At 70.4% G+C, this 25,550-nt stretch carries 26 protein-coding genes and 1 riboswitch; of the genes, 4 read left to right on the forward strand and 22 right to left on the reverse strand.

Annotation, left to right across the window (positions count from 1 at the left end; all coding sequences use genetic code 11):
* Positions 1–107: 107 nt before the first annotated feature.
* Entirely contained in the window at positions 108–539 is a 432-nt protein-coding gene (gene mraZ / locus B277_RS03695) for a division/cell wall cluster transcriptional repressor MraZ (RefSeq protein ID WP_007925298.1), read from the reverse strand.
* A 354-nt stretch (positions 540–893) separates the two neighbouring features.
* On the opposite strand from mraZ, the gene B277_RS03700 reads away from it, so the two are divergent.
* From B277_RS03700 to B277_RS17295, 3 genes are all read left to right on the forward strand, one after another.
* The gene (locus B277_RS03700) at positions 894–1,856 is read left to right on the forward strand and encodes an AAA family ATPase (protein ID WP_051987848.1); all 963 of its coding nucleotides are present in this window, start codon (positions 894–896) and stop codon (positions 1,854–1,856) included.
* A 10-nt stretch (positions 1,857–1,866) separates the two neighbouring features.
* Entirely contained in the window at positions 1,867–5,376 is a 3,510-nt protein-coding gene (locus tag B277_RS15730; protein WP_007925303.1) for a transglutaminaseTgpA domain-containing protein, read from the forward strand.
* Positions 5,377–5,820: 444 nt separating this feature from the next.
* Positions 5,821–6,213, forward strand: a complete 393-nt coding sequence (locus B277_RS17295; RefSeq protein ID WP_128276851.1) for a hypothetical protein — start codon at positions 5,821–5,823, stop codon at positions 6,211–6,213.
* 838 nt (positions 6,214–7,051) lie between these two features.
* Here the strand turns inward: B277_RS17295 and B277_RS17300 are convergent.
* The 21 genes from B277_RS17300 to B277_RS03805 all read right to left on the reverse strand — a co-directional run bounded on the left by B277_RS17300 (position 7,052) and on the right by B277_RS03805 (position 23,780).
* On the reverse strand, positions 7,052–7,276 hold the full coding sequence (locus tag B277_RS17300; RefSeq protein ID WP_007925309.1) for a hypothetical protein: 225 nt from the start codon (positions 7,274–7,276) through the stop codon (positions 7,052–7,054).
* Between the two features lie 48 nt (positions 7,277–7,324).
* Positions 7,325–7,960, reverse strand: coding sequence for a hypothetical protein (locus tag B277_RS17305; RefSeq protein ID WP_128276850.1), 636 nt, complete (start codon positions 7,958–7,960; stop codon positions 7,325–7,327).
* Positions 7,961–8,768: 808 nt separating this feature from the next.
* Complete coding sequence (locus B277_RS03720) at positions 8,769–9,716, reverse strand: hypothetical protein (protein WP_007925313.1); 948 nt, start codon at positions 9,714–9,716, stop codon at positions 8,769–8,771.
* Positions 9,717–9,730: 14 nt separating this feature from the next.
* Positions 9,731–10,015 carry a hypothetical protein gene (locus tag B277_RS03725; protein WP_007925319.1) on the reverse strand — a complete coding sequence of 95 codons (285 nt, stop codon included), beginning with the start codon at positions 10,013–10,015 and terminating at the stop codon, positions 9,731–9,733.
* Positions 10,012–10,290, reverse strand: a complete 279-nt coding sequence (locus B277_RS17310; protein ID WP_128276849.1) for a hypothetical protein — start codon at positions 10,288–10,290, stop codon at positions 10,012–10,014. The genes B277_RS03725 and B277_RS17310 overlap by 4 nt, the downstream gene beginning before the upstream one ends.
* Positions 10,287–10,964 carry a hypothetical protein gene (locus B277_RS03730; protein WP_007925321.1) on the reverse strand — a complete coding sequence of 226 codons (678 nt, stop codon included), beginning with the start codon at positions 10,962–10,964 and terminating at the stop codon, positions 10,287–10,289. The genes B277_RS17310 and B277_RS03730 overlap by 4 nt, the downstream gene beginning before the upstream one ends.
* Positions 10,965–11,085: 121 nt before the next feature.
* The gene (locus tag B277_RS17825; RefSeq protein WP_007925324.1) at positions 11,086–11,352 is read right to left on the reverse strand and encodes a WhiB family transcriptional regulator; all 267 of its coding nucleotides are present in this window, start codon (positions 11,350–11,352) and stop codon (positions 11,086–11,088) included.
* Positions 11,349–11,729, reverse strand: coding sequence for a hypothetical protein (locus B277_RS17830; RefSeq protein WP_040880711.1), 381 nt, complete (start codon positions 11,727–11,729; stop codon positions 11,349–11,351). Before B277_RS17830 ends, B277_RS17825 begins: the two co-directional genes overlap by 4 nt.
* Before the next feature lie 488 nt (positions 11,730–12,217).
* Entirely contained in the window at positions 12,218–13,612 is a 1,395-nt protein-coding gene (locus B277_RS03745; RefSeq protein WP_007925327.1) for a DNA primase family protein, read from the reverse strand.
* Positions 13,612–13,866 (reverse strand): hypothetical protein, encoded by a 255-nt coding sequence (locus B277_RS03750; protein WP_007925330.1) that lies wholly within the window; start codon positions 13,864–13,866, stop codon positions 13,612–13,614. Before B277_RS03750 ends, B277_RS03745 begins: the two co-directional genes overlap by 1 nt.
* Positions 13,863–14,177: a hypothetical protein gene (locus B277_RS17315; RefSeq protein ID WP_128276848.1), complete on the reverse strand. Its 315-nt coding sequence runs from the start codon at positions 14,175–14,177 to the stop codon at positions 13,863–13,865. The genes B277_RS03750 and B277_RS17315 overlap by 4 nt, the downstream gene beginning before the upstream one ends.
* The gene (locus tag B277_RS03760) at positions 14,170–14,463 is read right to left on the reverse strand and encodes a hypothetical protein (protein ID WP_007925337.1); all 294 of its coding nucleotides are present in this window, start codon (positions 14,461–14,463) and stop codon (positions 14,170–14,172) included. Before B277_RS03760 ends, B277_RS17315 begins: the two co-directional genes overlap by 8 nt.
* 152 nt (positions 14,464–14,615) lie before the next feature.
* Positions 14,616–15,119 (reverse strand): hypothetical protein, encoded by a 504-nt coding sequence (locus B277_RS17320; RefSeq protein ID WP_128276847.1) that lies wholly within the window; start codon positions 15,117–15,119, stop codon positions 14,616–14,618.
* A gap of 35 nt (positions 15,120–15,154) precedes the next feature.
* Positions 15,155–16,078: a tyrosine-type recombinase/integrase gene (locus B277_RS03765; protein ID WP_007925338.1), complete on the reverse strand. Its 924-nt coding sequence runs from the start codon at positions 16,076–16,078 to the stop codon at positions 15,155–15,157.
* A 114-nt stretch (positions 16,079–16,192) separates the two neighbouring features.
* A complete protein-coding gene (locus B277_RS03770) occupies positions 16,193–17,758 on the reverse strand; it encodes an RNA polymerase sigma factor (RefSeq protein ID WP_083853624.1) in 1,566 nt (521 codons plus the stop codon).
* A gap of 175 nt (positions 17,759–17,933) precedes the next feature.
* Entirely contained in the window at positions 17,934–18,332 is a 399-nt protein-coding gene (locus B277_RS03775; protein ID WP_007925340.1) for a universal stress protein, read from the reverse strand.
* A gap of 48 nt (positions 18,333–18,380) precedes the next feature.
* Positions 18,381–19,565, reverse strand: a complete 1,185-nt coding sequence (metX, locus tag B277_RS03780) for a homoserine O-acetyltransferase MetX (RefSeq protein ID WP_007925341.1) — start codon at positions 19,563–19,565, stop codon at positions 18,381–18,383.
* A 13-nt stretch (positions 19,566–19,578) separates the two neighbouring features.
* Positions 19,579–19,689, reverse strand: a riboswitch (SAM riboswitch).
* A 72-nt stretch (positions 19,690–19,761) separates the two neighbouring features.
* Positions 19,762–20,808, reverse strand: a complete 1,047-nt coding sequence (locus B277_RS15735) for a DUF4192 domain-containing protein (RefSeq protein ID WP_051987837.1) — start codon at positions 20,806–20,808, stop codon at positions 19,762–19,764.
* A gap of 98 nt (positions 20,809–20,906) precedes the next feature.
* Positions 20,907–21,311, reverse strand: coding sequence for a YkvA family protein (locus tag B277_RS03795; protein ID WP_007925343.1), 405 nt, complete (start codon positions 21,309–21,311; stop codon positions 20,907–20,909).
* A gap of 114 nt (positions 21,312–21,425) precedes the next feature.
* Entirely contained in the window at positions 21,426–22,958 is a 1,533-nt protein-coding gene (locus B277_RS03800; RefSeq protein WP_007925344.1) for an alanine/glycine:cation symporter family protein, read from the reverse strand.
* 147 nt (positions 22,959–23,105) lie between these two features.
* Positions 23,106–23,780, reverse strand: coding sequence for a hypothetical protein (locus tag B277_RS03805; protein WP_007925345.1), 675 nt, complete (start codon positions 23,778–23,780; stop codon positions 23,106–23,108).
* A 93-nt stretch (positions 23,781–23,873) separates the two neighbouring features.
* On the opposite strand from B277_RS03805, the gene B277_RS03810 reads away from it, so the two are divergent.
* Positions 23,874–25,547: a DNA polymerase gene (locus tag B277_RS03810; protein WP_007925346.1), complete on the forward strand. Its 1,674-nt coding sequence runs from the start codon at positions 23,874–23,876 to the stop codon at positions 25,545–25,547.
* Positions 25,548–25,550: the final 3 nt, after the last annotated feature.

Below are 25,550 nucleotides of genomic sequence, written 5' to 3' on the forward strand. Positions count from 1 at the left end.
TCTCCGGCTGGTGCTCGCTGCTGCCACCTGGTCCCCATCCGGGACGATCCGGCCCGGGGGAAGTCGGGTCGGCGCCGTCACGGCTGGAGGCCGGATGGCAGCAGCTGTCACATGAGTCCGGGGATCACCTCCTCGGACTGGTCGGCGAAGGCCTGCTCGGTGCTCGCCAGGTACTCCTCCCACGCGGCGGTGTCCCAGACCTCGACGCGCGAGCCGGTCCCGATGACCGTGCAGTCACGGTCGAGGCCGGCGTACTGGCGCAGCGCGGCCGGCACGGTGACCCGGCCCTGCTTGTCGGGGATCTCGTCGCTCGCGCCGGAGAGGAAGACGCGCATGTAGTCGCGGGCCGCCTTGCTCGACGTCGGGGCCTCCTGGAACTTCTGCGTGATCTTGGCGAACTCGTCCATGGGGAAGACGTAGAGGCAGCGCTCCTGCCCGCGGGTCATGACGAGGCCGCCGGCGAGCTTGTCGCGGAACTTGGCGGGGAGGAAGAGCCGGCCCTTGTCGTCGAGCTTCGGGGTGTGGGTACCGAGGAACATCGCGGCCACCTCCCCTTCGTCTCGACCCGCATGGCTCCCTGCTCTTCCTTGTTGCCCCACTTTACTCCACCCATGAGACAAAAGACACCCACTCAGGCAGGTTTTCGCCGATCAGATGCTGAGTTTTCCCTGATAAATCAAGGGTGGTGCAAAGTGGGGCGAAATATCCGTCGCCGACTCCTCCGCGGGGGCCTCGGCGCACCCACGTCCTGCCGTCAGTGGCTCGGTCGCCGGTATTCGGGGGCGAGGCGCGCCGGGCCACGTAGGGTCGGGTGCACAGCGGAGCGAAGTGGGGCGGCATCGTTCGTCCGGATCGGAGACCACGTGACCCTCAGCAGGGAGAGCACCCCGACGATGGCCGTCCCCAGCGCGGACCTCGAGCACGTGGTGCGGGTGGGTGGCGCGCTCACCGACGCCATGAACGCCGTCATCGAGGGCAAGCCCGACGTCGTGCGCACCGCCGTCACCGTGCTCCTCGCCGAGGGGCACCTGCTCGTCGAAGACGTCCCGGGCGTCGGCAAGACGATGCTCGCCAAGACGTTGGCGCGCAGCATCGACGCCTCTGTCCGTCGGGTGCAGTTCACCCCCGACCTGCTGCCGAGCGACATCACCGGCGTGAGCATCTACAACCAGGACCAGCACGACTTCGAGTTCCGCCCCGGCGCGGTGTTTGCCAACGTCGTCATCGGCGACGAGATCAACCGCGCCTCGCCCAAGGCGCAGTCCGCCCTCCTCGAGTGCATGGAGGAGGCCCAGGTGACCGTCGACGGCACGACCTACGAGCTGCCGCGGCCCTTCATCATCATGGCGACGCAGAACCCGGTGGAGATGGAAGGCACCTACCCCCTGCCCGAGGCCCAGCGCGACCGCTTCATGGCCCGGCTGTCGATGGGCTATCCCACGAGCGCGGCCGAGGTCGCCATGCTCGACCACCACGGTGCGAGCTCCCCGCTCGACCAGCTCCAGCCGGTCACCGACGCCGACGGCATCGCGCGGCTCATCCGCGCGGTGCGCACCGTCCACGCCGCGAGCGCCGTGCGGCAGTACGTCGTCGACATCGCCGCCGCCACCCGCACGAGCTCCCTCATCCGGCTCGGCGCCTCCCCGCGCGCCACCCTCCACCTGCTGCGCGCCGGCCGTTCCCGAGCCGCCCTCGAGGGCCGCGACCACGTGCTGCCCGACGACATCCAGGCGATTGCGCCGGTCGTCCTGGCCCACCGTCTGCTCCTGAGCAGCGAGGCCCAGCTCGCCCGCCGCGAGCCCCTCGACATCGTCACCGAGCTCGTGCGCCGCACGCGCGTGCCCGCCTCCCGGTGAGGAGACGCAGGTGACGCTCCGGGGGCGCCTCTTCGTCGGCGCGGGGGCTCTCGTCGTCGCCACCGGTCTCGTCCTGGGTCTGCACGACCTGACGAAGATCGGGCTGCTGCTCGTGCTCCTGCCGGGGCTCGCCGTGCTCCTCTCGCGACGCGAGCTCGACCTCGACATCACCCGGGTCGTCCACCCCACCCGGGTGACGACGGACGCCCACGCCGACGTGACCGTGCGGGTGCGCAACGACGGCCGGCTGCCGACCCCGCTGCTGCGCGGCGAGGAGGGGCTCGCCTATGCGCTCGGTGACCGGCCACACCTGCTCGTCCCGCGGCTCGACGGCGGCGAGTCCCGCCAGCTGACCTACCGCGTGCGGTCGCACGTGCGCGGCCACCACCGCATCGGACCGCTCACGCTGCGTGTGGACGACCCCTTCGGCCTGGCGACGCGGGGGGTGACGGTCCCCGGCGAGGCGACCCTCGTCGTGCTGCCCCGCGTCGTGCCCCTCTCCCCGGTGCGCGGTGTCGCCGCGGGCAGCGGTGGCGAGACGACGACCTCCCCGAGGATCGCCCTGCACGGTGAGGACGACGTCGCTGTGCGCGAGTACCGCATGGGCGACGACCTGCGCCGCATCCACTGGCGCTCGACGGCGCGCACCGGCGAGACGATGGTCCGCCAGGACGAGCAGCCCACGAGGCGGCGAGTGCTCGTGCTCCTCGACGACCGGGCCGCCGTGCACGCCGGCACGGGCGACGGCGGTTCATTCGAGTGGTCGGTGACCGCGGTGGCGTCCGTCGCCACCCTGCTCCTGCGAGAGCGCTTCGAGGTGCACCTGTGCCTCACCTCCGACACCTCCGGCACGGTGCTACCCGTGCAGGGCATCGACCACGCCCTCGACGAGCTCGCAGCGGTCCAGCCCCACGAGACGACCTCTCCGAGCGGGATCGTCGAGGCCCTCGACGAGTTCGCCCACCACGGTGGCGGCCTCGTCGTCGTCGTCGTGGGCGCCCTCGACGACGACGTCGCCGCGATGTGCACGGGCCGCTCCCGGCACGGGATCGCCCTGGTCATCGATCGCGGCGGCTTCGCCCACGGTCAGGACGAAGGGGGGGCCCGCCGGGGCCACCGCCCAGCAGCTCGCGCTCGGCGGGTGGCGGGCCCAGGTCGTCTCGCCAGGGGCCTCGCTGCCCGAGGTGTGGGCACGCGCCACGGTCGGCATGGGAGCGATCCGGTGAGGGGCGAGGCGCGGATCGTCGCCGGCCTGCTCTCCGCCGCGGCGACCACCGCCGTCACCCTGCCCCTCGTGCGGCTCTTCGACACCCCGCCCTGGGTCGTGCCCGCGGTGCTCGGCGTCATCGTCGTCGCGGCCGCCGGCATGCTCCTGCGCAGCCTCACCATGAGCTCGGGCGTCATCGTCCTCGGCCAGACCCTCGTCGCCGGGCTGTACGTGCTCGTCTCCCAGCTCGGCGACACCACGCGCTTCGTCGTCGTCCCCACCCCGCAGACGTGGACTGCGCTCGTGGGGCACCTCGAGCAGGCGCACCACACGATCACGACCTACGCTGCACCGGCGCCGGCCACCCCCGGCATCGTCGTCTGCCTCGTCATCATCGTCGTCGTCGTCGCCCTCGCCGTCGACCTCGCGAGCACGGCTGCGGCCAGCCCGGCTGTGGCCGGGCTGCCCCTGCTCTCGCTCTTCCTCGTCTCGGCGGCCAACTCCGGCGGGTCCCTCCACTGGGTGTGGTTCGTCGTCGCCGCCGCGCTGTGGCTGGCGATGGTCGCGCACCAGTCCGACGTCGACCTGCGCGGGTGGACCACGTCGATCCCCCTGATGGCCGATGGCGACGGCGACGGGGTCGCCGCCCGCTCGCACCGCTGGCAGGCAGCCGGGGTGGGTGCCGTGGCGGTCGTCGCGGCGATGGTGGCCGCGGGCTTCGTCCCGCACCTGCCGACCCGCTACGTGCTCGACGGTCTCGGCCGAGGAGATGGAGCGGGAGCGGGCACGGGCATCCGGCTCTCGACCGAGCTCGACCTGCGACGCAGTCTCGAGTCGCCGAGCCAGACCCCGGTCATGCGCTACACGACCGACGACCCGACCCCGCAGCCGCTGCGCGTCGCGGTCGTCGAGGACTTCACCGACGGCTTCGGCCAGATGCGCTCGCGGGCTCTCGAGCCCCGCGAGGGCTTCACCCCGAGGGACCCGGTGCGCACCGTCCCCGAGTCGGTCGACCGGGAGCAGCGGACGATCCTCGTCGAGGACAACGGCGTCGCGGCGCCGCAGCTGCCGCTGCCGTGGCTCACCCGTTCGGCCGACCTCGGGGGCATCGCCTGGTCGGTCGGCGCTGACGGGACGGCTCGGGTGCAGCGCACGCCCGGGACCTACTCCGCCTCCTTCATCGAGCTCGACCCCCAGGAGGAGGACCTCGCCGACTCGGTGCTGCGCGACGACGGCCAGACCGAGGTCGTCGACACCACCGCCTACCGGGACGCCTACGTCTCCCTCGACCCCGGGTCGGCCGTCGAGATCACCGAGCTGGCCGAGTCGCTCGCCCCGGTCGACGCCACGCCCCTCGAGGCGGCCCAGGCGATCCAGGAGCACCTGCGCAGTGCCTCCTACAGCTACAGCCTCGACCTGCCGGCGATGCCCGAGGGCCGCGACCCGATCGTGCACTTCCTCGAGACCGGAGTCGGCTACTGCCAGCAGTTCGCCGCGACGATGACCCTGCTGGCCCGGGCCCGCGGGATCCCCGCGCGGGTGGTCGTCGGCTTCCTGCCCGGGTCGAGCCCGGACGGCCGCGCGCGCGTGGTCCGCGCCAGCGACGCCCACGCCTGGCCCGAGCTGTACTTCGAAGGCGTCGGCTGGGTGCGCTTCGAGCCGACGCCGGGCCAGCGGGCGGCCAGCGTCCCGGGCTACAGCATCGCCAGCTCCGACTCGACGGACACCGACGAGACCGGGACGAGCACCTCCGACTCGTCGACGTCGACCTCCACGACGAGCTCCGAGGTGGAGGATGCCACCGCCGTCGACCCCCAGGCCGGTGCGGACACGGGCACCCCTCGGTGGCTGTGGTGGCTCGTCGGCCTCGTCGCCGTGCTGGCCCTCGCGGCGATCATGCCGGTGACCGCGGTCCTGGCCCGACGACGCCGCCGACGTACGGCGGCCGACGACGCCCAGCGGGTCGAGCGTGAGTGGCAGGAGCTCGTCGCCCAGCTCGACGACCTCGGCATCCGGCCGCCCGTCGGCTCCACCCCGCGTCAGGCCGGCGCGTGGATCGGTCATCGCATGCACCTGGACGCGCCGCTGCAGGGACAGCTCGACGAGGTCGTCGCGACGCTCGAGCGCGCCCGCTACGGCGCGCCCGGCGCCGACCTGCCGGACATCAGCGCCCAGGTCACGGCCGTCGTGCACCGGGTGCGCTCGACCCGTCAGGGTCTGCCCCGGGCACGCTCGCTGCTGTGGCCCCAGGAGGGGGTCGACGCCTGGCGGTCCCTGGGCCGGGCGATCCTGCGTCGCCTCCCCCAGCGCTGACTCCCCCTTCGCCCAACTCTCCCGGCGCTGACTCCCCCGTCGTCCGGCGCCGGCCCACCCGCCGCACGATGGGGTGACGCACATCAGCCCCGGCTCCGCAGGAGTGTCGCACTCGTGCGGAGCCGGGGCTCGTGGTGTCACGCGCCACGTGGGCGCGTCGACGTCGATCAGTCGAGGTAGTCGCGCACTAGGGACGACCTCAGCACTGTGCGACACGGCGGGTTTGGCGGCAGATCGCCACTCGGTTTCAAGCGCTGTAGTGCGAAATATCCCCGACTAACGGGGCGGCCCCCGCGTAGCGGAAACTACCGAGGGCCAGACGGACAGCATGGAGGTGCTGAACGTGGACTTCACCCTACCCGCGGCCGTTGCCGCTTCCCAGACCATCGGCCTTTTCGGCTCGCTCGTCGTCGTGACGGTCGCCTGGTTCCTCGAGGTGACCCGATGAGCGACCAGACGAACGGTGGCACTGGTACGGACGCACCCGCTCCTGCAGGGAGTGACTCGGACTTCACGCCCCAGCCGTGGTGCGAGGAGTGCCGCACGGGCGAATGCGTCGGCGAGCACGCCAGCTTTGCCCGCTACACCCCGGCGACGGGAGGCGCATCCCGAGACTGGTTCTTCCCCGCAGAGGACAAGGCCGGCTCCGTGATCGTCCCCGGCGCGACGCTCACCGCGATGTTCCACGAGAGCCTCCGCTACCCCGGGTCTGCGGACGACGCGCCACACGTCGCCCTTTCGGTCCCCGACGGCGAGGTCTTCCTCCGCGCCCACGAGGCTCGGCAGCTCGCCGGCTACCTCACCATGCTGGCCGACCGCATCGAGGCCGCAAAGTGAGCGCCCGGACGAAGGGTGTGCCAGATCGGCAGACCCGCCCATCGACGAAGGGTGTCAGCAGCGATGACACCCCGGTCATCCTGCACGTCTATCACCGTGAGGACACCGAAATGGCGTTCGCCTACGGCATTTCGGTGCGCGCGCTCTGCGGTCGGTGGAGCGGGAAGCTGAGCCGACGCCTGCACTTCCGCGACGACGACGCCCGACCCTCGCACACCCGCGTCTGCGGGCGTTGCGCGAACACGCGCGTGTATCGAGGTCTCGACTAGACCCGCCCCCTTCGTCGGGTCACTCCGGCTCGCGCACGGTCTCTCAATCGCAACACTGCGAATGAGCCAGCCCGTGTGCCTGCCAGGGCCACCCGGCCTCGCGCGGCGCTCAACAGCGACTCAGCCGCGCTAGGGGTCTCCACAGTGTGGAGACACCTGGGGTCCGCACTACACGCGGACCCCCGAACCAACTCGAGCACCGCCCGGCGATGACTCCCAGACGCGTGAGCCGGCACGCGTCGCCCGACGGCATGGCAGTGCACGGCCGTCGTCGGGTCTGACTACAGCTCGCTCTCGAATCGAGGGCGGGCTAGAGGGCGTGGGCGGAAACAACGCGGAGTCGGCTTCTTTGGGGGGGGGTTTCGCCACAGCCCTGCCCGTAGGGCCCGCGCCTTGCACGACCACACATCTGCTTGAGAGGGCCGAGTACTCCGTCTGATCCGTTGCAAGTACCTCTCTCGCGCACGCGCGTGGGGACGACCTGGGGAAATTCCCCAGTCGGAGACGCGCACTCGCGTCCGCGCGTGGGGGTGGGGGCGCAGGTGATGCAGGTGCATCACCTGCGGCGGCTACCGCTGCTCTGCAACGAACCTGACAACCTCTTCAGGCACGGTGAACGTCGGACCTGACTCGCTCGCGGGCCACCAAGCGGCAGCCTGCGGGATGCCTGCATGGGTCAGGGTCCGCAGCATGTAGCTCGGCATCGAGTCGCCCGCGCGCATCGCTCGCGCGGTCGCCTGCTGCTCGGTCGTCAGGTCGGACCACCATCGGCTCAGTGCGTCGTCTCGTCCCATGCCCCGACGGTAGCGAGCCGCGCCGACACCCCAGGTCGGCGCCTCGCATCAGGCGGGAGCAGCGGCCAACTCTCGCCATCGGCGCAACACCGCCTGCAAGGTCACGAACGGCACGTAGTACCGCTGCCAGGCGAGCACAGGGTTTCCTCCGACCTGAATATCTCGAACTACGCCGATACGCCCGGCACCTGCCGCTGGTTGCGCACCGGTTAGCGCCGCGTATGTCCATCCGTGCGCGTGGCCGCTGCCGACGCGCCATTGTTCTGCAGCCTGCTCCGCCCAATGCGGCAGGCCGGGCTGCAGATCGGTGGCAGACCATCGAATAACGTCCAAATTCGTGGTCGGCCCAGGGCCCGGCAGCGCCCCGGCGTACACCTTGATGCCGGCTCGACGCACCTTCACAGCCAGCGCAGCGGTGGCAACTCGTCTCTTGTACGACTGCGGGATCTTTGCCACCTGCATCAGATAGTTCAGCTGCTCGCTGTCATCAAAGTCGGACAGCCAAAGGCCGCGTCGGATGCGCACCCGCGCATCTTCTGGTCCCAGAACCCAGTACGCCTCACTTGCGGTAAGGAGCGCCGTCCGCGTGAGGTTGTACGTCGCCGAAGAGTGAAAACTCTCGGCGTCGCACAACACCCTGAATGCCTGCAGGTGGTCGACACACGCGCCGATCTTCGAGGACACCTGAGCGGACATTGGCGCCCGAGGCATATAGCGATCATCCCGCCACAGCTGTGACCCCGGCGCGGGCACCAAGGGTGCTCGGACCACTGCCCGCCACTCGTCGAGTTCGGCGAAAGTCGCTCGAAGGGCCTCAATGGCTTCATGCGGTGTCGTAGGGACACCCTCCACAGACATGGTGCGAATGTAGCCGTTCTACCTGGCGCCCCAAGTCGTCGAGCAAGCGCCATCGGCCGCTCCAAAGGCGGCAAATTCGAGCCTGAGAACGTCCCCCCGGAACTTTTCAGGCTCAGGGGGGATATCGCCCGACGTATGCGCTTAGACGGCTCCACGGGGAGGGAAGGGGCCATGCCCCTACCCCAGCCACGACCGTGATGACACGGGCTCGAGCTCGGTCGAGATGCGTTGTCCGTCGGCTCCGAACCGTGGCGGTGGGTTGGTGAGTCGCTCGCGCGCCATGCTGACCGGCGACGTCCCGCGCACTCGGTTGCACCAAAAATGACAAAGCCTGACGTTCTCGCGCTCGAAGGGTGAACCACCGAATGAGATCGGCACAAGCTCATCGAGGGTCGGTGAGCCTGGCAGGTATCGAGGCAGCCGCTTGTCGACCCACTGACCACACAGGTGGCAGACGTTCTCTTCTCTCCACACTCGGCGCTTGAGTCGGTCGCGCTTGGTGCTGTTCGCTCGTCGTGGGTCGCTTGCCATCGTTGCTCGTCCTGTCGATGTGAGGGTGGCTGCGGTGCGCCTCTCGGCCAGCGCGGTCCGCGAATCTTTCGGCCAGAAAGACGCAGGCGGCGTTGGTGGACGGTCAGGCGGTGCGCCGGCTAGACGGTCGTCCCTGCGGCCGTGCGACGGGCGGACGGTCGAGCATCCGCTGATTGTCGGCGTCGGCGTCCTCGAGCTCGTCGACCGTGGGAACCCACAGCTGCGCGTTCTCGACGGCCCACACGAGCCACGTCCACAGGTCGTCCCCTGCGTGGTCGGCAGAGGGCCGCATCGGGGGCCAGGGCAGCGGGTCGACGTCGGTGTACCAGGCCGCTGCGGTGCTGCGGTGCGAGCCGGCGTGACTGGCGAGCCGGGAGCGACTGGAGCCGATGGCGCGGCGCTCGTTGACCCAGTGCGCTTCGTGGTCGATGGCATCCCGCAGCAGCCCGGAGCGGGCGTTGACGCGTACCCAGTCGGCTCCCTGCGAGAGACGCTCGCGCTTGTACGCCTCGCGCTGGGCTGCCCGGATGGCGCGGTAGACGCCCATCACTCGGCCCTGCTCCTGCGACGCACCGAGCAGGCTGGGGTTGGCCTGCACCTGCGCCAGACCGATGAGCTGCGGGTGCTGCTCGGCCAGCGTGCGCACGTCAGCGACGACGTCTTGCATCTGCTCGTCGAGGTAGCCGATGACGTCCCGGTGGGCGTCGGCGCGGGCGTCCTCGGCCTGTGCCCGGATCGCTCGGGCCTGCTGCCGGTACGCGTCGGCGGTGGCTCGGTTCTGCTCGCTGCGGGCTCGTGAAGTGGCAGCCTCTTCCACGACTTGGGCGAGACGGTCGGCCAGGTCGTCGAGGTCGACGTCGGCGGCGGTGACTTCCTGCAGGAGGGCGTCGGTCGAGGGCGGCCGGATGGCGGTCTCGAGGTCGGTGACCTTGGCGGTGATCTTCTTGGCGAGTTCCTCGAGCCGGGTGGCCGGCGCGTGGATCACGTCGTTGATGTGGGCGGTGATGTCGGCCCCGGTGACGGGGGCGCTCTTGGTCTTCTTGGTGCTCATTGGGGTGCCTTCTCTCAGTTGTAGGTGGTGTAGGTGCCGTGGCCGTCGCTGAACTTGGGACGGTTGGCGTATCGGGCTCGGGCGCGGTCTCGGGCGGTATCGACGCCTTCCCCTGTGGCGGACTCCGCGGGGTGCATCGAGTACCGCTCACGGGCCTGGCTGGCTCCGCGCTGGTAGGCCGCGCTGTCGGTGTCGCCCTGGGTCGAGAGTCGCCGCAGCTCGGCGTTCTCGGCTCGCAGCACGTCGTTCTGCTGCTCGAGCAGACGCACGTACTCGTCTCGGTCGATGTTGGTGGTCATGGCTGTTCCTTCTTTCGTCGGTTGCGCTGTTGCGCGTTTTCGAGGGCGCACGCTTTGCACCCGCTGCCGTTGGGACGGACAGGTTGGTAGTGCACGCGGCACACGAGCCGCGTGCCGGACGGGGCGTATTCCAGCGGGTGAAGGGGCGTGGCTCCGCCGGCGATCACAGAGCGGTGACAGGCGCGACACTTCGTGACCTCATCGCCAGCGAAGCCGGTGAAGACGACGATCTCCGGACCGCGGCAGCCTTCGCGGTGCTCGATCTGCTCACTCATGGGCTCACCTCGGCCATCGCCTCGAGGTGAGCGATCAGGTCCCGCGCGTGATCGCCGACGGTCTCGACCTCGAGCCCTCGATACTTGAGCATCCAGTCGTTAGCGCACCCCGGGTGCACGGTCAGGATCGGCCCGGTGATCTGCGCGGACGCCCCGACGAGCTCGACGGGGCCACGGACCGAGTCACGAGAGGTCCGCACCGTCTCGAGCCGGACCGGGTAAACGATGAACCGCGCATCGGCGTCCAGGCGCCAACGCTCCCAACCCGGGTGGCGGCGAGCCCCACGGAGCTGATGGATCGCGTCTGTGACCGTCGCTGACGCCCATACTCCACACCCGCACCGTGGGTGGGGCATCGGCCAGCACTCGTGGTCGCAGGTCGCAGAACGCCGACTCACCAGGTCGTAGCTACTGAAGTCCGGCGTGTCTGGCCCGCTGACGTTGACGTGAGCCGGGTAGGCGCGACCCACGCGGCCCGCGCCGGTGTAGAACGACACTCTCCACCCGTCGCGCTCCGAGACGGCCGGGCCGACAGGATGCGCGTCTGCCGGATAGAACATTGGTCGGTAAACGCCACTCTCGACACCTCGCCTTGCGTAGTAGGCGCGCTCGAAGTTGGAGAAGTCGTCCTGCAGCCGCTGGCAGAACTCGGGTCGGTTTTCCTTGGTGCTCACTTGCTCGTCACCGTCTTCCGGGTCATACGGCGACTGGCGCAGCCGGCGCAGATGCTGCCGAGACCTCGACGTCGGCGGCCGCATTCGCGGCACCGACGGAGCGGGTGTGTGTTGCGTGCGGTCATCGCGTCTCCTTCGTTGCGGTCTTCTTAATCGGTCGGGTGCCGTGGTCGACGCCGGCCCAGACGAACAGCTCGCCCTCGTCCTCGGCTGACTCGGCACACAGGCGCAGGACCGGGCAGCCTCGGCACAGCCGAGCAGCTCGGGCTCGCTCGTCGTGGTCCTCGCTCGTCCACCACGCGTGGTCTGCCGGCTCGGCGCAGCGGGGTCGCCGGCCGTCGGCTGCCAGGTCGAGCAGGGCCCGGTCTAGGGCGTCGCGGGCGCTCACGATCGCCCTTCGAGGTAGTCGTCGAGGACTGCGTCGATCTCCGCGCGGCCCTGCTCGCGGACGTACTCGGCGAGGTTCGGCACGTACTCGGGCGTGGGGAACCCGATCCTCTGGAGGTTCGGGTCCTTCGGGACCGTGCTCGAGGGCCATTCGCGGTCCACCAGGATGCGCTCGTATCGCATCCGCTGCCCCCGGATGGTGCCCGGCGGGTCATCGCCGGGAGACCAGGAGCTCCGCTTGGGGCAGTGGCGCCAGTTGGTGATCGTCACACGCGACAAGGTGATGACGAACCAGTCCGGGCGAACGCCAGTGTTCTCCATCGCCAGGCTGCGCTCAGCGTCCAGCCAATCGAGCTGCTGCGCCAGTTGGTCTGACATCTCGGTGACGGCGTAGTACCCACACGAGCAGCCCGCGGCGGGGGGGCGTGTGGTTGTAGACCAAACACTCTGCGCGGGCACGCGCGTACCAGCCGTGCTCGTAGCCGCCATGCTCCTTGAGCGTGTGCATGGAGATTTCAGACCACGGGTGCCACCCGTAGGGCGTGAGGTAGTCAAACCTCCAGGCGGTCGCCTCGTCCTTCTCTCGCATCACGCGCCCCTCTCCTTGGTCGTCAGGTCTTCGCAGGTCGAGCACCGATCCGGGGCCAGGTCGTGCCCGTGACGGGGGCAGGACGGTGGTGGGTCGGGTGTCTTCACGGACGGCTCGTGCGTGAAGTGCATCGGGCACATGACCCGCTCGGGTCGGGCCTCGAGGTCGCACCCGGCGTAGGCGCAAGATCCCCGGAAAATGGGGGAAGGTGCAGGGTGGTGCAGGGTTTCCCGCACTTTTTCTATGTCCCCTACGCGGGGAAAGTTGGGGAAACCCTTCACCACCCTTCACCCCCGGCCAGGTCGTCAGCCGCGAACGGGGCCAATCCGGTACGCGTCATGCCCCGCTTCGTCTTCTTGGCCGGGTAGCCGCGTCGGTCCAACTCCTTGCCGAACGCCTTCTCGGTGATGACCTCCGCACCGTCCGCGACCGCCCACCGCTGCCAAGCGGTGAACAGCTCGCGGGTCGTCGAGGTTGAGGCCGGCCCGACCATGCAGCCCTCGGCCAGAAACCGGCCCACCGCGTCGCTGTCGGCTTGGTACTCGCCCGTGGCCTGCACCACCGTCGCCGGCTCGCACATGCCGTGCTCGCGGTAGTCGACGTAGCCGGCCACGGCCCACGCGAGGATCGCGTCAGCGTGCAGCAGCAGCCGCTCAGGCAACTTGCCGTCACGCTGCCCGACGGGCACAACCACCTCGAATGGCACCACGCGGATGCGACGCCACACGGCCGGATCGTTGCCCTTGACCTCCGGCTTGTGGTTCGTCACATAGACGATCTGGTGCGAAGGGGTCCAGGTGACCGGCTCGCGGTACAGCCGGCGCGCGGTCAGCTTGTCGCCGCCCGTCAGCCGCTTCATCGTCGGCTCATCGAGCTTGCGGCCCTCTTCTGTCTCCGACCCGAACACCAGACGCGTGCCGAGCAGCTCCATCAACTCAGGACCGGGCGCACGGCCCTTCTCAGACGCCATGAGCAGCGACGGGTCGATGACGGTCGCGTAGTCGCCCAACGCGGCCTCAACAGCCCCGTAGAACGTGCCCTTACCGTTGGCACCCTCACCGATGAGCACAGGGAACAGGTGCTCAGTCACGCGCCCGTACAGGGCCTGACCAATCACCCGCTGCAGATACGCGCGCTCGTCCGCATCGGGCAGCACCGACGCGAGGAACGTGCCCCACTCGCCGGGGTCGACGTCGGGCCAGTACGCGCCCACCGTGATGCGCGTGAGCCGGTCGGCCGGGTCATGGGCCTGCAGGTGCATCGTGCGCAGGTCCAACGTGCCGTTGGCGACGTTGAGCAGGTACGGGTCGGCGTCGAGGTCGTCGACCGTCGCGGCGAACTCCACCAGGGCGGCAGCGATGCCCAACACGCCCTCTACGCCGGCCTTGCTCTCGCACTTGGCGACGTCGGCCCGCAGCTGCTTGTCACCGACGGACTCGGCCAGGGCATCACGCAGCACCTCGAGCACCGCCCGCGGCGCTGCTCCCTTGTCGTCCTCACACCAGCGCGTGCCGTCGTAGACGTGCCAGCCAATGCCGTGCACGTACAGCAGCCGGTCACGGTGTGACCCGGCCAGCCGGTACGCCATGCGCACCTGCCCAGAGTGCTGCTCACCAGAACCGGACGTCTCGCGGCCCAGCTCGTCGAAACGGTCAGCGTCGATGCTCTCCATCAGGCACCGCCCTTAGCCGCAAACCGGGCGTCGATCCGCGCACGACGAGCAGCAGACTCGGCCCGGTCGACCTCGGGCGTGCGGGTCATCGCCAGCACCACGTCAGCAGCCGCGCGGTGACGAGCAGCGGCCTCGGCGTCGGCCAGTGCACGGCCGCGGTCGAGTCCCTCGAGGTAGCCGGCAGACCAGCCGGTGCAGTAGTCGTCCCAACGCGACGGCGGCCACTCCTCGAGGACGTTCCTCGGCGTCGTCATCGGCCGTCACCGCCCAGCCCGTCGAGGTCGAGATGCACCACAGGCACCAGCCGCACGAGCTGCAGCGACGCCGACAGGCCACGCTCACGCGTGCGCCAGACCTTGCGCTCAGCCGCGGCCAGGTCAGCGAACACCTGCGAAGTGACGATGCCGTCCCGACGCTCTGCCAGCACGAGCACGCCGTGGTCGTGCCTGCGTGCGCGGGCGGCCAGGTCGGCGGTAATCTTGACGTCAAGACAACGCGTCGCCCGTGTGGTCTTCTGCCCCTCGGTTTCGCCGGCCGGGGGGCGCACTTCTGTCCGCTCAGGCATGGGCACCGCCCAGGGCCTCGAGCTCAGCCTCGGCGGAACGGGCGGCCTCGGTCGCCTCACGGGCGCGGCGACGAGACTGCGCCGACTTCAGGGCCAGTCGCTGAAAGTGCGCCTTGCGGAGGTGCTCCGCGCGCTTAGGGTCTCCCCCGGCCTGCTCGAGGAACTTCGCATCGAGGGCCCGGCGCGCGGGGGCGGTGCGGGCGGAACGGTCTTCGGTGTTGGCCCAACTGGTGTGGGCGGCGATGCTCGAGAGCAATGCGCGCTCGGCGGGGGTAGAGGCGGGCATGGGTCAGTCACCCTCTTCAGGGTCTGACTGACTGCCGTCGTGCTCGTGTCAGCGTTCGCGGCCTCTGCCACCTGACGTTCTATGAGGCCCGACTTACTCGGGTCCCGAGGACATCATACGGTGTTCTGCGCGATTCTCTACGTCGCTGATTGTCAGGCGTGTCGAGGCCGCGGACCGGGCAGGATCACCCGTGCCTGCCGTCCCTCCAACGCGTCATAAACATGGCTCAGCGACATCTCGTGCGACTGGCACCTGCAGATGCTCGTAACGACGGCATCACCGCCGTCCTCACTGGCAGGTCGCGGCCACGCGAGCGGGAAGAACACGCGTTCGCCGCGGCGGTGGCTCCGACTGCCACCCTGTGGACTGAATGCCTCGTACATCAAGGTCCCCCTCTCCGCACCGGAGAGTCCGACGGCATCCGACGCCGCCGTAACCTGCGCGATCGTCGGCGTCCCCTCAGGCACCAGATCAGAGGCCCTGGCACGCGCCCTCAGCACTCTGTAAGGCGTCAGGTTGACTACCTCAAACACTGCCTCGTGGCATCCGGCGCATGTGAACTCCACCGCCGTGAACCGGCGTCGTCGAGCACGGGCACCGGCGTCGAGAGCCGCGAGCAAGGCACGGATGTGATCGTTCTGCTCCCGCCGGCGCACCTCAAAATTGTCAGACTCTTGGATTTTCGCTGCGCTCACAACTCCCCCAGGTTCAGCCGCTTGGCCTCTTCGGCAGCGCGTGCCGACGCCTGCGCCTTCGTGTAGCGCATGAGCATGTCGGGGCGGGTCCAGCCGGCCACGGCCATGAGACCGGACTCTGACCCGCCGGCAGCCAGCCAGCGGTGCGCGGCGGTGTGGCGCAGCATGTGCGGGTGGAATCGGTCGATCCCGGCCCGCTCGGCGCGCATCTTCAGCGACTTGTGCAGCCCGTCGTAGCGGAACTGCTTGCCCCGATCCCCCAGCCACAGGTGCTCGGACTCGGCCAGGCGGTGCTCTCGTCGGTGGCGCAGGTAGCGGTCGATCGCCATCACCGCGTTGGCGCTCAGCGGAATGACCCGACCCTTGCCGCCCTTGCCGCGCCGGATGATCGCCGTCGAGGTCTGCGGGTCCACGTCGGCCAGCGACATGGCGACGACTTCCCCCGCACGGGCTCCGGTCTCGAGCATCAGGCGGATGATCGCCTCGTCGCGCCGGTCGCGCATCGCCTCGGCACGGGTCGACCCCTTCGCCGGCAAGCACGCCTTGAGCAGCGCACGCAGCTCGTCCTCAGTCAGAGGCTCGACGACCGTCTGGTCGAGCTTGGGCGCCTTGACTCCCAGGAAGGGGTCGGCGGCGATCTCCCCTTCGTCCTCGAGCCACGCGGAGAACCGGCGCACCGCCAGCTGCCGGCTGCGCGCCGTCGAGGCGGCCGCGCCGGAGTCGAGCAGGTCGGTCACCCACGCGCGGATCGAGGCGCGTTGCAGCGGCTCGGCGTCCTGTTCGAGGCACCACGCGAGGTAGAACCGCACGCCGTCGCCGTACGCCTTGAGGGTCTGCGGGCTCTTACGGTCAGCGCGCAGCGACAGGGCCCAAGATTGCGCCAGGGCCTGCAGCTCGATGACCGACGGGGACACGCTCATGCAGCCATTCTAGGTCGATATCTCGACTACATGCGCTGTGCGGTGCTAGCGTGTCTCCCGTCAGGCACGAAAAGCCCATGAAACCGGGCCTCAGCCACCGACTGACTGTGAATCTCAGTCGAGGTAGTCGCGCAGGACCTGCGAGCGGCTCGGGTGACGCAGCTTGCTCATCGTCTTGGACTCGATCTGACGGATGCGCTCGCGCGTCACGCCGTACACCTTGCCGATCTCGTCGAGCGTCTTCGGCTGGCCGTCGGTCAGGCCGAAGCGCATCGAGACCACGCCCGCCTCGCGCTCGCTGAGCGTGTCGAGCACGGAGTGCAGCTGCTCCTGCAGGAGCGTGAAGCTCACGGCGTCCGCCGGCACGACCGCCTCGGAGTCCTCGATGAGGTCACCGAACTCGGAGTCGCCGTCCTCGCCGAGCGGGGTGTGCAGGGAGATCGGCTCGCGACCGTACTTCTGGACCTCGACGACCTTTTCGGGCGTCATGTCCAGCTCCTTGGCCAGCTCCTCCGGCGTGGGCTCGCGGCCCAGGTCCTGGAGCATCTGCCGCTGCACACGAGCGAGCTTGTTGATGACCTCGACCATGTGCACCGGGATGCGGATGGTGCGGGCCTGGTCGGCCATGGCACGGGTGATCGCCTGGCGGATCCACCACGTTGCGTAGGTCGAGAACTTGTAGCCCTTGGTGTAGTCAAACTTCTCGACCGCACGGATCAGGCCGAGGTTGCCCTCCTGGATGAGGTCGAGGAAGAGCATGCCGCGACCGGTGTAGCGCTTGGCGAGCGAGACGACGAGGCGCAGGTTGGCCTCGAGCAGGTGGTTCTTGGCGTTCTTGCCGTCCTGGGCGATCCACCACAGCTCACGCTTGAACTTCATCTCGATCTTCTCGCCCGAGGCGAGCTTTTCCTCGGCGAAGAGGCCGGCCTCGATGCGCTTGGCGAGCTCGACCTCCTGCTCGGCGTTGAGGAGTGCGACCTTGCCGATCTGCTTGAGGTAGTCCTTGACCGGATCGGCGGTGGCGCCGGCCGTCACGACCTGCTGGGCGGGCGCGTCGTCCTCGTCGTCGTTGCTGATCGTGAAGCCAGACTTCTCGTCCGGCTCCTGCTCGGGCTTCTTCGCCGCCTTGGGGTCCTCGTGGAGGACGTCGTCCTCACCGGGCTCCGGCTCTTCGGCGGTCGTCGTCGTCGGGTTGGCCGCGGCCTTCTTGGCGGCGGCCTTCTTCGCGGCGGCCGTCTTGGCCGGCGCAGCCTTCTTGACCGGCTCGGCCGCAGCAGCGGCAGCAGCCTTGGTGGCGGTCGCCTTCTTGGCGGCGGTCTTCTTCGCCGGCGCCGCAGCCTTCTTCGTGGCAGCGGCGGTCTTGGTGGCGGCAGCCTTCTTCGCGGGGGCGGCGGCCTTCTTGGTCGCGGCCTTCTTCGCGGTGGTCTTCTTCGCCGCAGTCTTCTTGGCGGGGGTGGACGGTGGCACCTGAACCTCGATTCCTTGGTCACCGAGCGCGCGCAGCACGACCCTGCCCCGGCTCGGGCTGACCTTCGCGTCGGTGAAAGCGGCCTGGAGCTGGTCGCTGGTGATGGATCCGGTCGTGTGGCCCACACGGACCAGTTCCTGGAGCGATGGGTGCGAAAACTCCTTGGGGAGGGAGTCCTGCGCCTCGTCCGACCGTGGGGACACAGCAGTCACCAACAACCTTTCGTCACGGGGGATTCCGCCGGCATCGAAGGGGGGTGGCGTGTGACCCCGTCGACCCGACTCGCCCGGTCGCTGTGCGCTGGGCTCATCACCATTATAAAACGAGGTCTGCGTCAACGCGTCAGCGGGCACCCCGTCGGGGTGCCCGCTGATCGGTGTCCGTGTCTCAGCGCGCCTTGACGGCGAGCACGTCGCAGGGCGCGTCGAGCAGCACTCGCTGCGCGTTGGAGCCGAGGATGAGCTTGCCGACCGGCGTGCGCTTGCGCAGTCCGATGATGATCAGGCTGGCGCCGGTCTCCTCGGCGACGACGATGAGGTCCTCGGCCGGCTCCTTGCCGCGGACGAGCCCCCGCACCTCGCCCTCGACACCGGCCTCGTCGAGGCGGCTGCGGACCTGCTTGAGGTCCTCTTCGTTCTTGCGGGCGCTGTCGCCGCTCAGTCCGGCGCCACCGCGGTCGGAGTGGATGACGACGAGCTTGTCCTTGCGCAGACGGCACTCCTCGAAGGCTCGCTCCAGGGCGGCTTCGCCCTCCTTGGTGGACACGTACCCCACGACGATGGTCATCGTTGCTCCTCGACTGGCTAGTGCTGCTGGACGGGTCTTGGCCAGACGCTACACCGCACCGCCGTGACCTGTCTCACTCCGGCTCCTCGTGTCGACGAGGGGCCGTCCTGCGACGACCTGGCCCAGGAGCGCGGCCACCTGGTCGACCTCGGTGAGGAAGCCGTCGTGGCCGACGACGGAGCGGATCATCGCCTGCTCCGTGCCCGGTCGGGCCCGCGCGATCTCGTCCGAGAGCCGGGGCGGGTAGAGCCGGTCGGAGTCCACCGGGACGACGACGAGCCGGCCGGTGAAGGGGGCCAGCGCCGCCGCCATGCCACCCCGGTCGCGTCCGATGTCGTGGGAGTTCATCGCCTCGGACAGCACGATGTACGAGTTGGCGTCGAAGCGCGCCGCCAGCTTGCCCCCGTGATGGTCGAGGTAGCTCTCGACCGCGTAGCGCGGCCGGCCGCTCTCCCCCGGCGCCTCGTCCTGGACATCACGACCGAAGCGGTCGTGCAGCTCCATCTCGCTGCGGTAGGTGATGTGTGCGATCCGCCGCGCGATGCCCAGGCCGACCTCCGGGCCCTGCGGGTGCCCGTAGTAGTCGCCGCCGGCGAACCACGGGTCGTTGCGGATGGCGTGGATCTGCGTCTGGCTCCAGCCGATCTGCTCGGCCGTGGCGTAGGCGGTCGATGCGAGGCCCACCGCGGTACCGACCCGGTCCGGGTAGGAGGCGACCCACTCGAGCGTGCGCATGCCGCCCATCGAGCCACCGATGACGGTGTGCCAGCTCGGGATGTCGAGGGCGTCGGCAAGGCGCGCCTCGGCCGTCACCTGGTCGCGGATGGTCAGCCGCGGGAAGCGACTGCCCCACGGACGGCCGTCTGGTCCGGGGGACGCGGGGCCGGTGCTGCCCTGGCACCCACCGAGCACGTTGATCGCGATGACGAAGAAGTCGTCGGTGTCGAGGAGGGCGCCGGGCCCGACGAGCCCGGGCCACCATCCCGGTGTCGGGTGACCTTCGCCCGCAGGACCGACCACATGGCTGTCACCGGTGAGCGCGTGCTCGACGAGCACCGCGTTGTCGCGGGAGGGCGAGAGCCGTCCCCACGTCTCGTAGGCCAGGACGACGTCGGGCAGCACCTCGCCCGACTCGACGACGAGGTCACCGATGGGCTGGAAGAGGCGGTCGCCGGACGGGTGGTCGTCACGCCAGAGGGCAGAGGTGGTGGGCCGTGTGGTGGATACGCTCATGAGAGGGCTCCCGGGTCTCGCCTTGCCACATCACTCCGATGCGGCCGGGTCATCACCCGGGGCACCCCGTCGCGAGGAGGGTTGCCGGCCAGCTAGCCGGGGCTTGACGCTGACACTCATGACCTGGCGCCAACTCTAACCTCACTCGGGCGGCCGGATCGAGCCGGGTCCGCAGCGCGGACGAGGCCTGCTCCGGTCAGGCGACTCTGGGCGTCTCCCACAGCCGGACCCCGTGGGAGAGCAGCTCGAGCATGAGCCCCGCGAGCCGGTAGTCGGGGTCGACCTGCAGAGCCCGCTCGAGGCACACCCCCGTGACCGTGCCGTCGCCCGTCCACCACGCGAGGTGCGCCGCGCTGGTCAGCAGGGGTGGGGTGAGCTCGGCCGGGACGAGACGCGCCAGCTCGAGCAGCCGGGTGCGGACGGCGAGCACCCCGTCGCGGTGCTCCCCCACCTCCGGCACGAGCTCGTCGTCCCCGAGGACCCACGGGCACCACCTCGTGACCTCGAGCGCGAGCGAGATCCAGTGCTCGTCGACCCCCGTCAGGGGCATGGTCCCGGGACAGAGCACGGCGAGGAGGGCATCGCGCCACGGGACGAGCTGCAGTGACCTCGCGATCACCAGCAGGTCGCGGTCGGCCAGGTCGCCTACGGGCCGGGCCCCGGCGTCGGGGTCGAGCAGCCGGGTCCAGGCCGTGGCGATCTCCGGGACCCGGGGACGCACGCCCAGCGGGCTGGCCGCCACGGCCACGGCGGCCGCCCTCGTCTCGTCCCGCTCCGCGAGGACCCCCCGCACGAGGTGATCCCGACTGGGTACCGGGCAGACCCCCGCCTCGACGAAGGGAGCGACCGCCGGCACGTCCTCGGGTCGTGGGAGACGCAGGGCACGGCCCGCCCCCGGGCCGTCGACGGTGTGGCAGTGGCCGTCGCGGACGACGAGGTGCTGGTGCACCGGCAGCCCGGCCTCGAGAGCCGCCGCGGTCATCGCCGCTCGCAGGGCAAGGGACTGCCCTTCGTCGTCCTCGAAGGCCATGAGCAGCACGCTGCTCGCCCCCTCCCGGAGCGCGATGGCGACGGCCTCCGCGGCCACACGCCGAGCCACGTCCGGCTCGGCGACGAGGTCGTGCCGCTGGAGCAGACCGAGGCGCCGCTCGCGCATGAGCGTCAGGCAGACGGAGGGCCCGGGGTGGAACCCGAGCTGGTAGGGCATCAGGACGGCGAGCTCGGCGGCGTCGCGGGGTCTCACGATCTGTGTCATACACCGAATCTGGCCCCTGCCGACGCGCGCCGGCAGGGGCCAGTCGTGGCTGTGGAGGGCCGCTCGGACGCCTCCGGACCTGTGGATCAGTCGGGGACGACGTACGACGGGATCGGCTGCTCCCACTGCGGGGCGCCGTGGTGCGCACCGGCCGGGGCCGCGGTGGCGCCCTGCTCCCACGCGATGAAGTCCTCGGTCTCACGCACGAGGGTCGTCGCCAGCCACCCGATGACGAGCACGTCGTCGACGAGGCCGAAGGCGAGCAGCAGGCCCTCGGGGACGATGTCGACGGGCGAGACGACGTAGCCGACGCCGGCGAGCATCATGAGCAGCCGGGTCGAGCTCAGTCCGGTGTACTGGCCCGAGCGCACGGCGCGGATCATCCGCGGCACGGCGCGCAGTCGCTGCCACAGGGTCGGCCCGCCGGGACGGGTCGCGCTGCGGACGGCGGAGGCAAGGTGGGCGGCGTTGCGGACGCGGTGGGTGGCCATGGCGGTCTCCTCTGCTCGGGCGTCCCCGGTCCGGGCACGCTCCGCTGGATCCAACGTAGCGCGCCCGGCCGGGATTCCGTCAGGTGAGCAGCGCCATGGCGGCGCCAGGCCGAGTCAGTCGCGCTCGGCCCCGGCCGGGGTGCCCTGCGCGACGCGCCCCTCGGCCCGCTCGACCCAGAAGTCCGCGCCCTCGATCCCGAGCTCCCGCGGGTCGAACTGCGGGTCCAGACCTTGCTTCTTCTGCGCGCGGTAGTCCTTGAGCGCCTTGAGCGCCGGGATCTGCAGCAGGAGGATGCCCAGGATGTTGAGCCAGGCCATCGTGCCGACGCCGATGTCGCCCAAGCCCCAGGCGGACCCGGCCGTCGTCGTGGCGCCGTACGCCACGGAGACGAGGATCAGCGCCTGCAGGGCCCGGATGAGACCGCGACGCACGACGCCGTTGCGGATCTTGCGGGTGAGGTAGGCGAGGTTGACCTCGGCCATGTAGTAGTAGGCGACCATCGTCGTAAAGGCGAAGAAGACGAGAGCCAGGGCGACGAAGCCCGACCCGGCACCGGGGACGAAGCTGTCGAGGCCGGCCTGGACGAAGCCCGGCCCGGGCTCGACGTCGGTGCCGACCGAACCCTCGTACAAGGTCGGGCCCGGGTAGGTCTCGCCCTCGAAGACGGAGTACATGTCCGTCGAGATGATGATGAAGGCCGTCGCGGTGCAGACGAAGAGGGTGTCGATGTAGACGGCGAAGGCCTGGACGAAGCCCTGCTTCGCCGGGTGCGAGACCTCGGCGGCCGCGGCGTGGTGCGGGCCCGTGCCCTGACCGGCCTCGTTGGAGTAGATGCCGCGCTGGACACCCCACTTGACGGCCTGGCCGATGATCGCGCCGTAGACCGCGTGGGCACCGAAGGCGCCGGAGAAGATCTCGCTGAAGACGTGCCCGATCTGGTCGACGTTGACGAAGAAGACGACGAGCGCGACGAGGATGTAGAGGATCGCCATCGGCGGCACGACGAAGGCGGCGAAGGTCGCGATCCGCTTGACGCCACCGATGACGATGAAGGCGAGCGCGATGACGATGCCGATGGCCGTGGCCCAGGTCGGGATGCCCCACGCGGAGTTCAGGGCCGAGGACATGCCGTTGGCCTGGACACCCGGCAGGAAGAAGCTCATCGCGAAGACGGTGAAGATCGCGAAGGTCACGGCGTAGGCGAGCGAAAGGGTGCGCGCCTTGTGGGCGTAGGCCTTTTCGAAGTAGTACGCCGGGCCACCGCGGTACTCACCGGTGTCCGGGTCCTTTTCCTTGTAGATCTGGCCCAGCGTGCACTCGATGAAGGAGGTCGCCGCACCGAGGAAGGCGACAGTCCACATCCAGAAGACGGCGCCGGGGCCACCGAAGGCGATAGCCGTGGCCACACCACCGATGTTGCCCATGCCGACGCGGTTGGCCAGCGACATCATCAGGGACTGGAAGGAGGAGGTGCCGTCGACGGAGGACTCCCCCTCGCGCAACTGCTTGATCATGTCCGGGATCCCGAAGACCTGGACGAGACGGGTGCGGACCGTGAAGTAGAGGCCGGCGAGCAGGCAGAGCCCAACGAGCGGGATGGACCAGACGACGCCGTTGGCGCCTTCCACGAGTTCGGCGAAGGACATGGGCAACTCTCCGTTGAGCGGGCGTGGGCCCGGCGGAAGTTACCAGCGCCACGACGCCGGTGCCACCCGACGGGGTGGCACCGGCGCGTCGCGACGATCAGGAGGCGGGCGGGAACTCCTTGCGCACGTGGTCGGCGAGCTGCTTCATCAGCCACAGGTCCATGCCGGCGCCCACGGCGCCACCGACGACGGGCACCGCCTTGCCGAAGCGGGCGAAGACGCCCTTGCCCGCGGACGAGAGGATGCGGAAGCCGACCGCCTTGTTGACGACCATGAGGCGCGGGGGCGGGGGAGACGCTGCGCGGCCATGCTGGCGAGCCGGCCGGTGGGCGCGACCACGCCGGCCTTGGCGAGGAGATCCTGGGCGTCGGCGCCGACGAGGCTGAGCAGGACCGCCGAGCGGATCTCGGGCTGGCTCAGGTCGTAGCCGCGGACCCGCGCGACGGAGGCCGCCATGCGGGTGGCGAGGACGTAGAAGCCGAGGACGTTGGCCGGCAGCGCGACGACCATGGTCGCGAAGCCACCGAGGTTGGTGACGAAGCCGGAGGCGCCGGCGAGCTTGAGGGTGTCGGCGATGATCTCGTCGATCGCCTTGTCGGCGTTGCCGCCGTGCTTGGCCAGGGCCTTGTCGGCCATCGTGGCCGCCGAGTCGAAGGGACCACGGCCGTCGATGCCGGTGTCGAGGAGGTTTTCGACGAGCTTGATCGAGGAGCTCGCCAGGGCGCCCTGCCGCTCGGGCTCACGCGCCTGCTCGAGCGCGGTCCGGGTGTCCTGCACCTGCTGCTTGCGGCCGAAGCCGAGTCGGTCGGAGATGAATCCCATGTCGGCATCCTGCCACGCAGTCCGCCTGCCCCGCATGCTCACGACGTGCGTGCTCGGCGGCGTGGTCGGAGGGCCCGGGTAGCCTCACGCAGCGTGGGTGGACAGCAGCCGGGAGCCGTCGTCGTCGGGGTCGACGGCGTCGGCGCGGTGCTGCCTCCGGACGGGCCGGCGGTGCTGGGGAGGGACCTCCCTTCGCTCGTCGCCGTCCTCTCCCCCGGCGTGCGCTGGGTGACCTGGTCGGCGGCCTCCGTCGCACCGCTCGTCGCGGCCGGCGCGACCCTCGACCGGACGTGGGACGTCGCGGAGGTGCACCGACTCGCGCACGGCGGCTGGCCGGCCGGGCCCGAGCTGGCCTGGGCTGCCGCCCACGGGCTCGACCCGACGACCGCCCCGACGGCCCCGACGGGTGACCTCTTCGACCTGTTGGCCGACGAGGTGCCCCCCGAGCAACTGGTGCGCGACGACGGTCACCTGCGCGCCGACGCCGTGACGGGTGCCTGGCTGACGACGCCGCAGCGGTGCGCCGCCTTTGCGGAGGCGGCCCGGCAGGTCGCCGCCCGCCAGCACGAAGGGATGACCGCCCGCGGTCCTCGTGCGATCGCCGCCGCGCACGCCGAGTCCGCGACGGCGGTGCTGTGCGTCGAGCTGGCCCGCACCGGGCTGCCGATCGACCGCGAGACGATCCGCCGGCTCGTCACCGACGCAGCCGGCCCCGAGCCGAGCACCTTCGACGAGGAGCTCGCGGCTCGCGCGGCCCGCGACGCGCCGGTGCTCGCCGCGGTCCCCGGCACCGGCCACGTCGACCTGCGCAACCCGGCCCAGGTCAAGGCGCTGCTCGCTCGGGCCGGCATCGACGTCCCCTCGACGCGCAAGTGGGTCCTCGAGGCGCACGCGAGCGCCCACCCGGTCGTCCCGGCCCTGCTGGAGTGGCGCAAGCGCGAGCGGATCGCGACGACCTACGGCTGGCGGTGGCTGCGCGAGCACGTCGGGCCCGACGACCGGCTGCGCGGCGCGTGGGCGGCGTGCGACGGGGCGGCCGGCCGGATGACCGCGCAGGCGGGGCTGCACAACCTACCGGCGGAGCTGCGCCCCGCGGTGGCTGCCCACGAGGGCCACGTCCTCGTGCGGGCGGACTTGGGCCAGGTCGAGCCGCGGGTGCTCGCCGCGGTCTCGCGCGACCCGGCCTTCGCCGCGGCCACGCGCGCCGACGACCTCTACGCCCCGGTCGCCCAGCGTCTCGGGGTGGAGCGACCGGTCGCCAAGATCGCGGTCCTCGCGGCCATGTACGGGCAGCGCTCCGGCCCGGCGGCCGAGGCTCTCGCCGGCCTGGAGCGCGAGTACCCCGTGGCGATGGCACACCTGCAGCGCGCGCAGGAGCGCGGGCGACGCGGTGAGCCGGTCCGGACGTACGGCGGGCGGTTGGTGCGCACCGACTTCGGCGCCGACGGCCTCGACGACGCCGGTCGGGAGGGGGTGGCGGCCGCCCGTGGTCGTTTCGCCCGCAATGCGGTGATCCAGGGCTCGGCCGCCGAGCTCTTCAAGGCGTGGGCGGCGACGGTCCGGGTGGCCGTGCGGCCGTTGGGCGGCCGGATCGTGCTGTGCCTGCACGACGAGCTGCTCGTGCACGTGCCGCAGCAGCACGCGGAGGAGGCCGCGGCCCTCGTCGACCGCTCGCTCACCGACGCCGCTCGTCGCTGGCTCGGTGGCGACCAGGTCCACTTCGTCGCCGACACCTCCGTCGTGCGGCGGTGGTCGGAGGCGAAGTAGCGC

Origin of the sequence: Janibacter hoylei PVAS-1 (genome assembly GCF_000297495.1) — a bacterium.
GTDB lineage: Bacteria > Actinomycetota > Actinomycetes > Actinomycetales > Dermatophilaceae > Janibacter > Janibacter hoylei.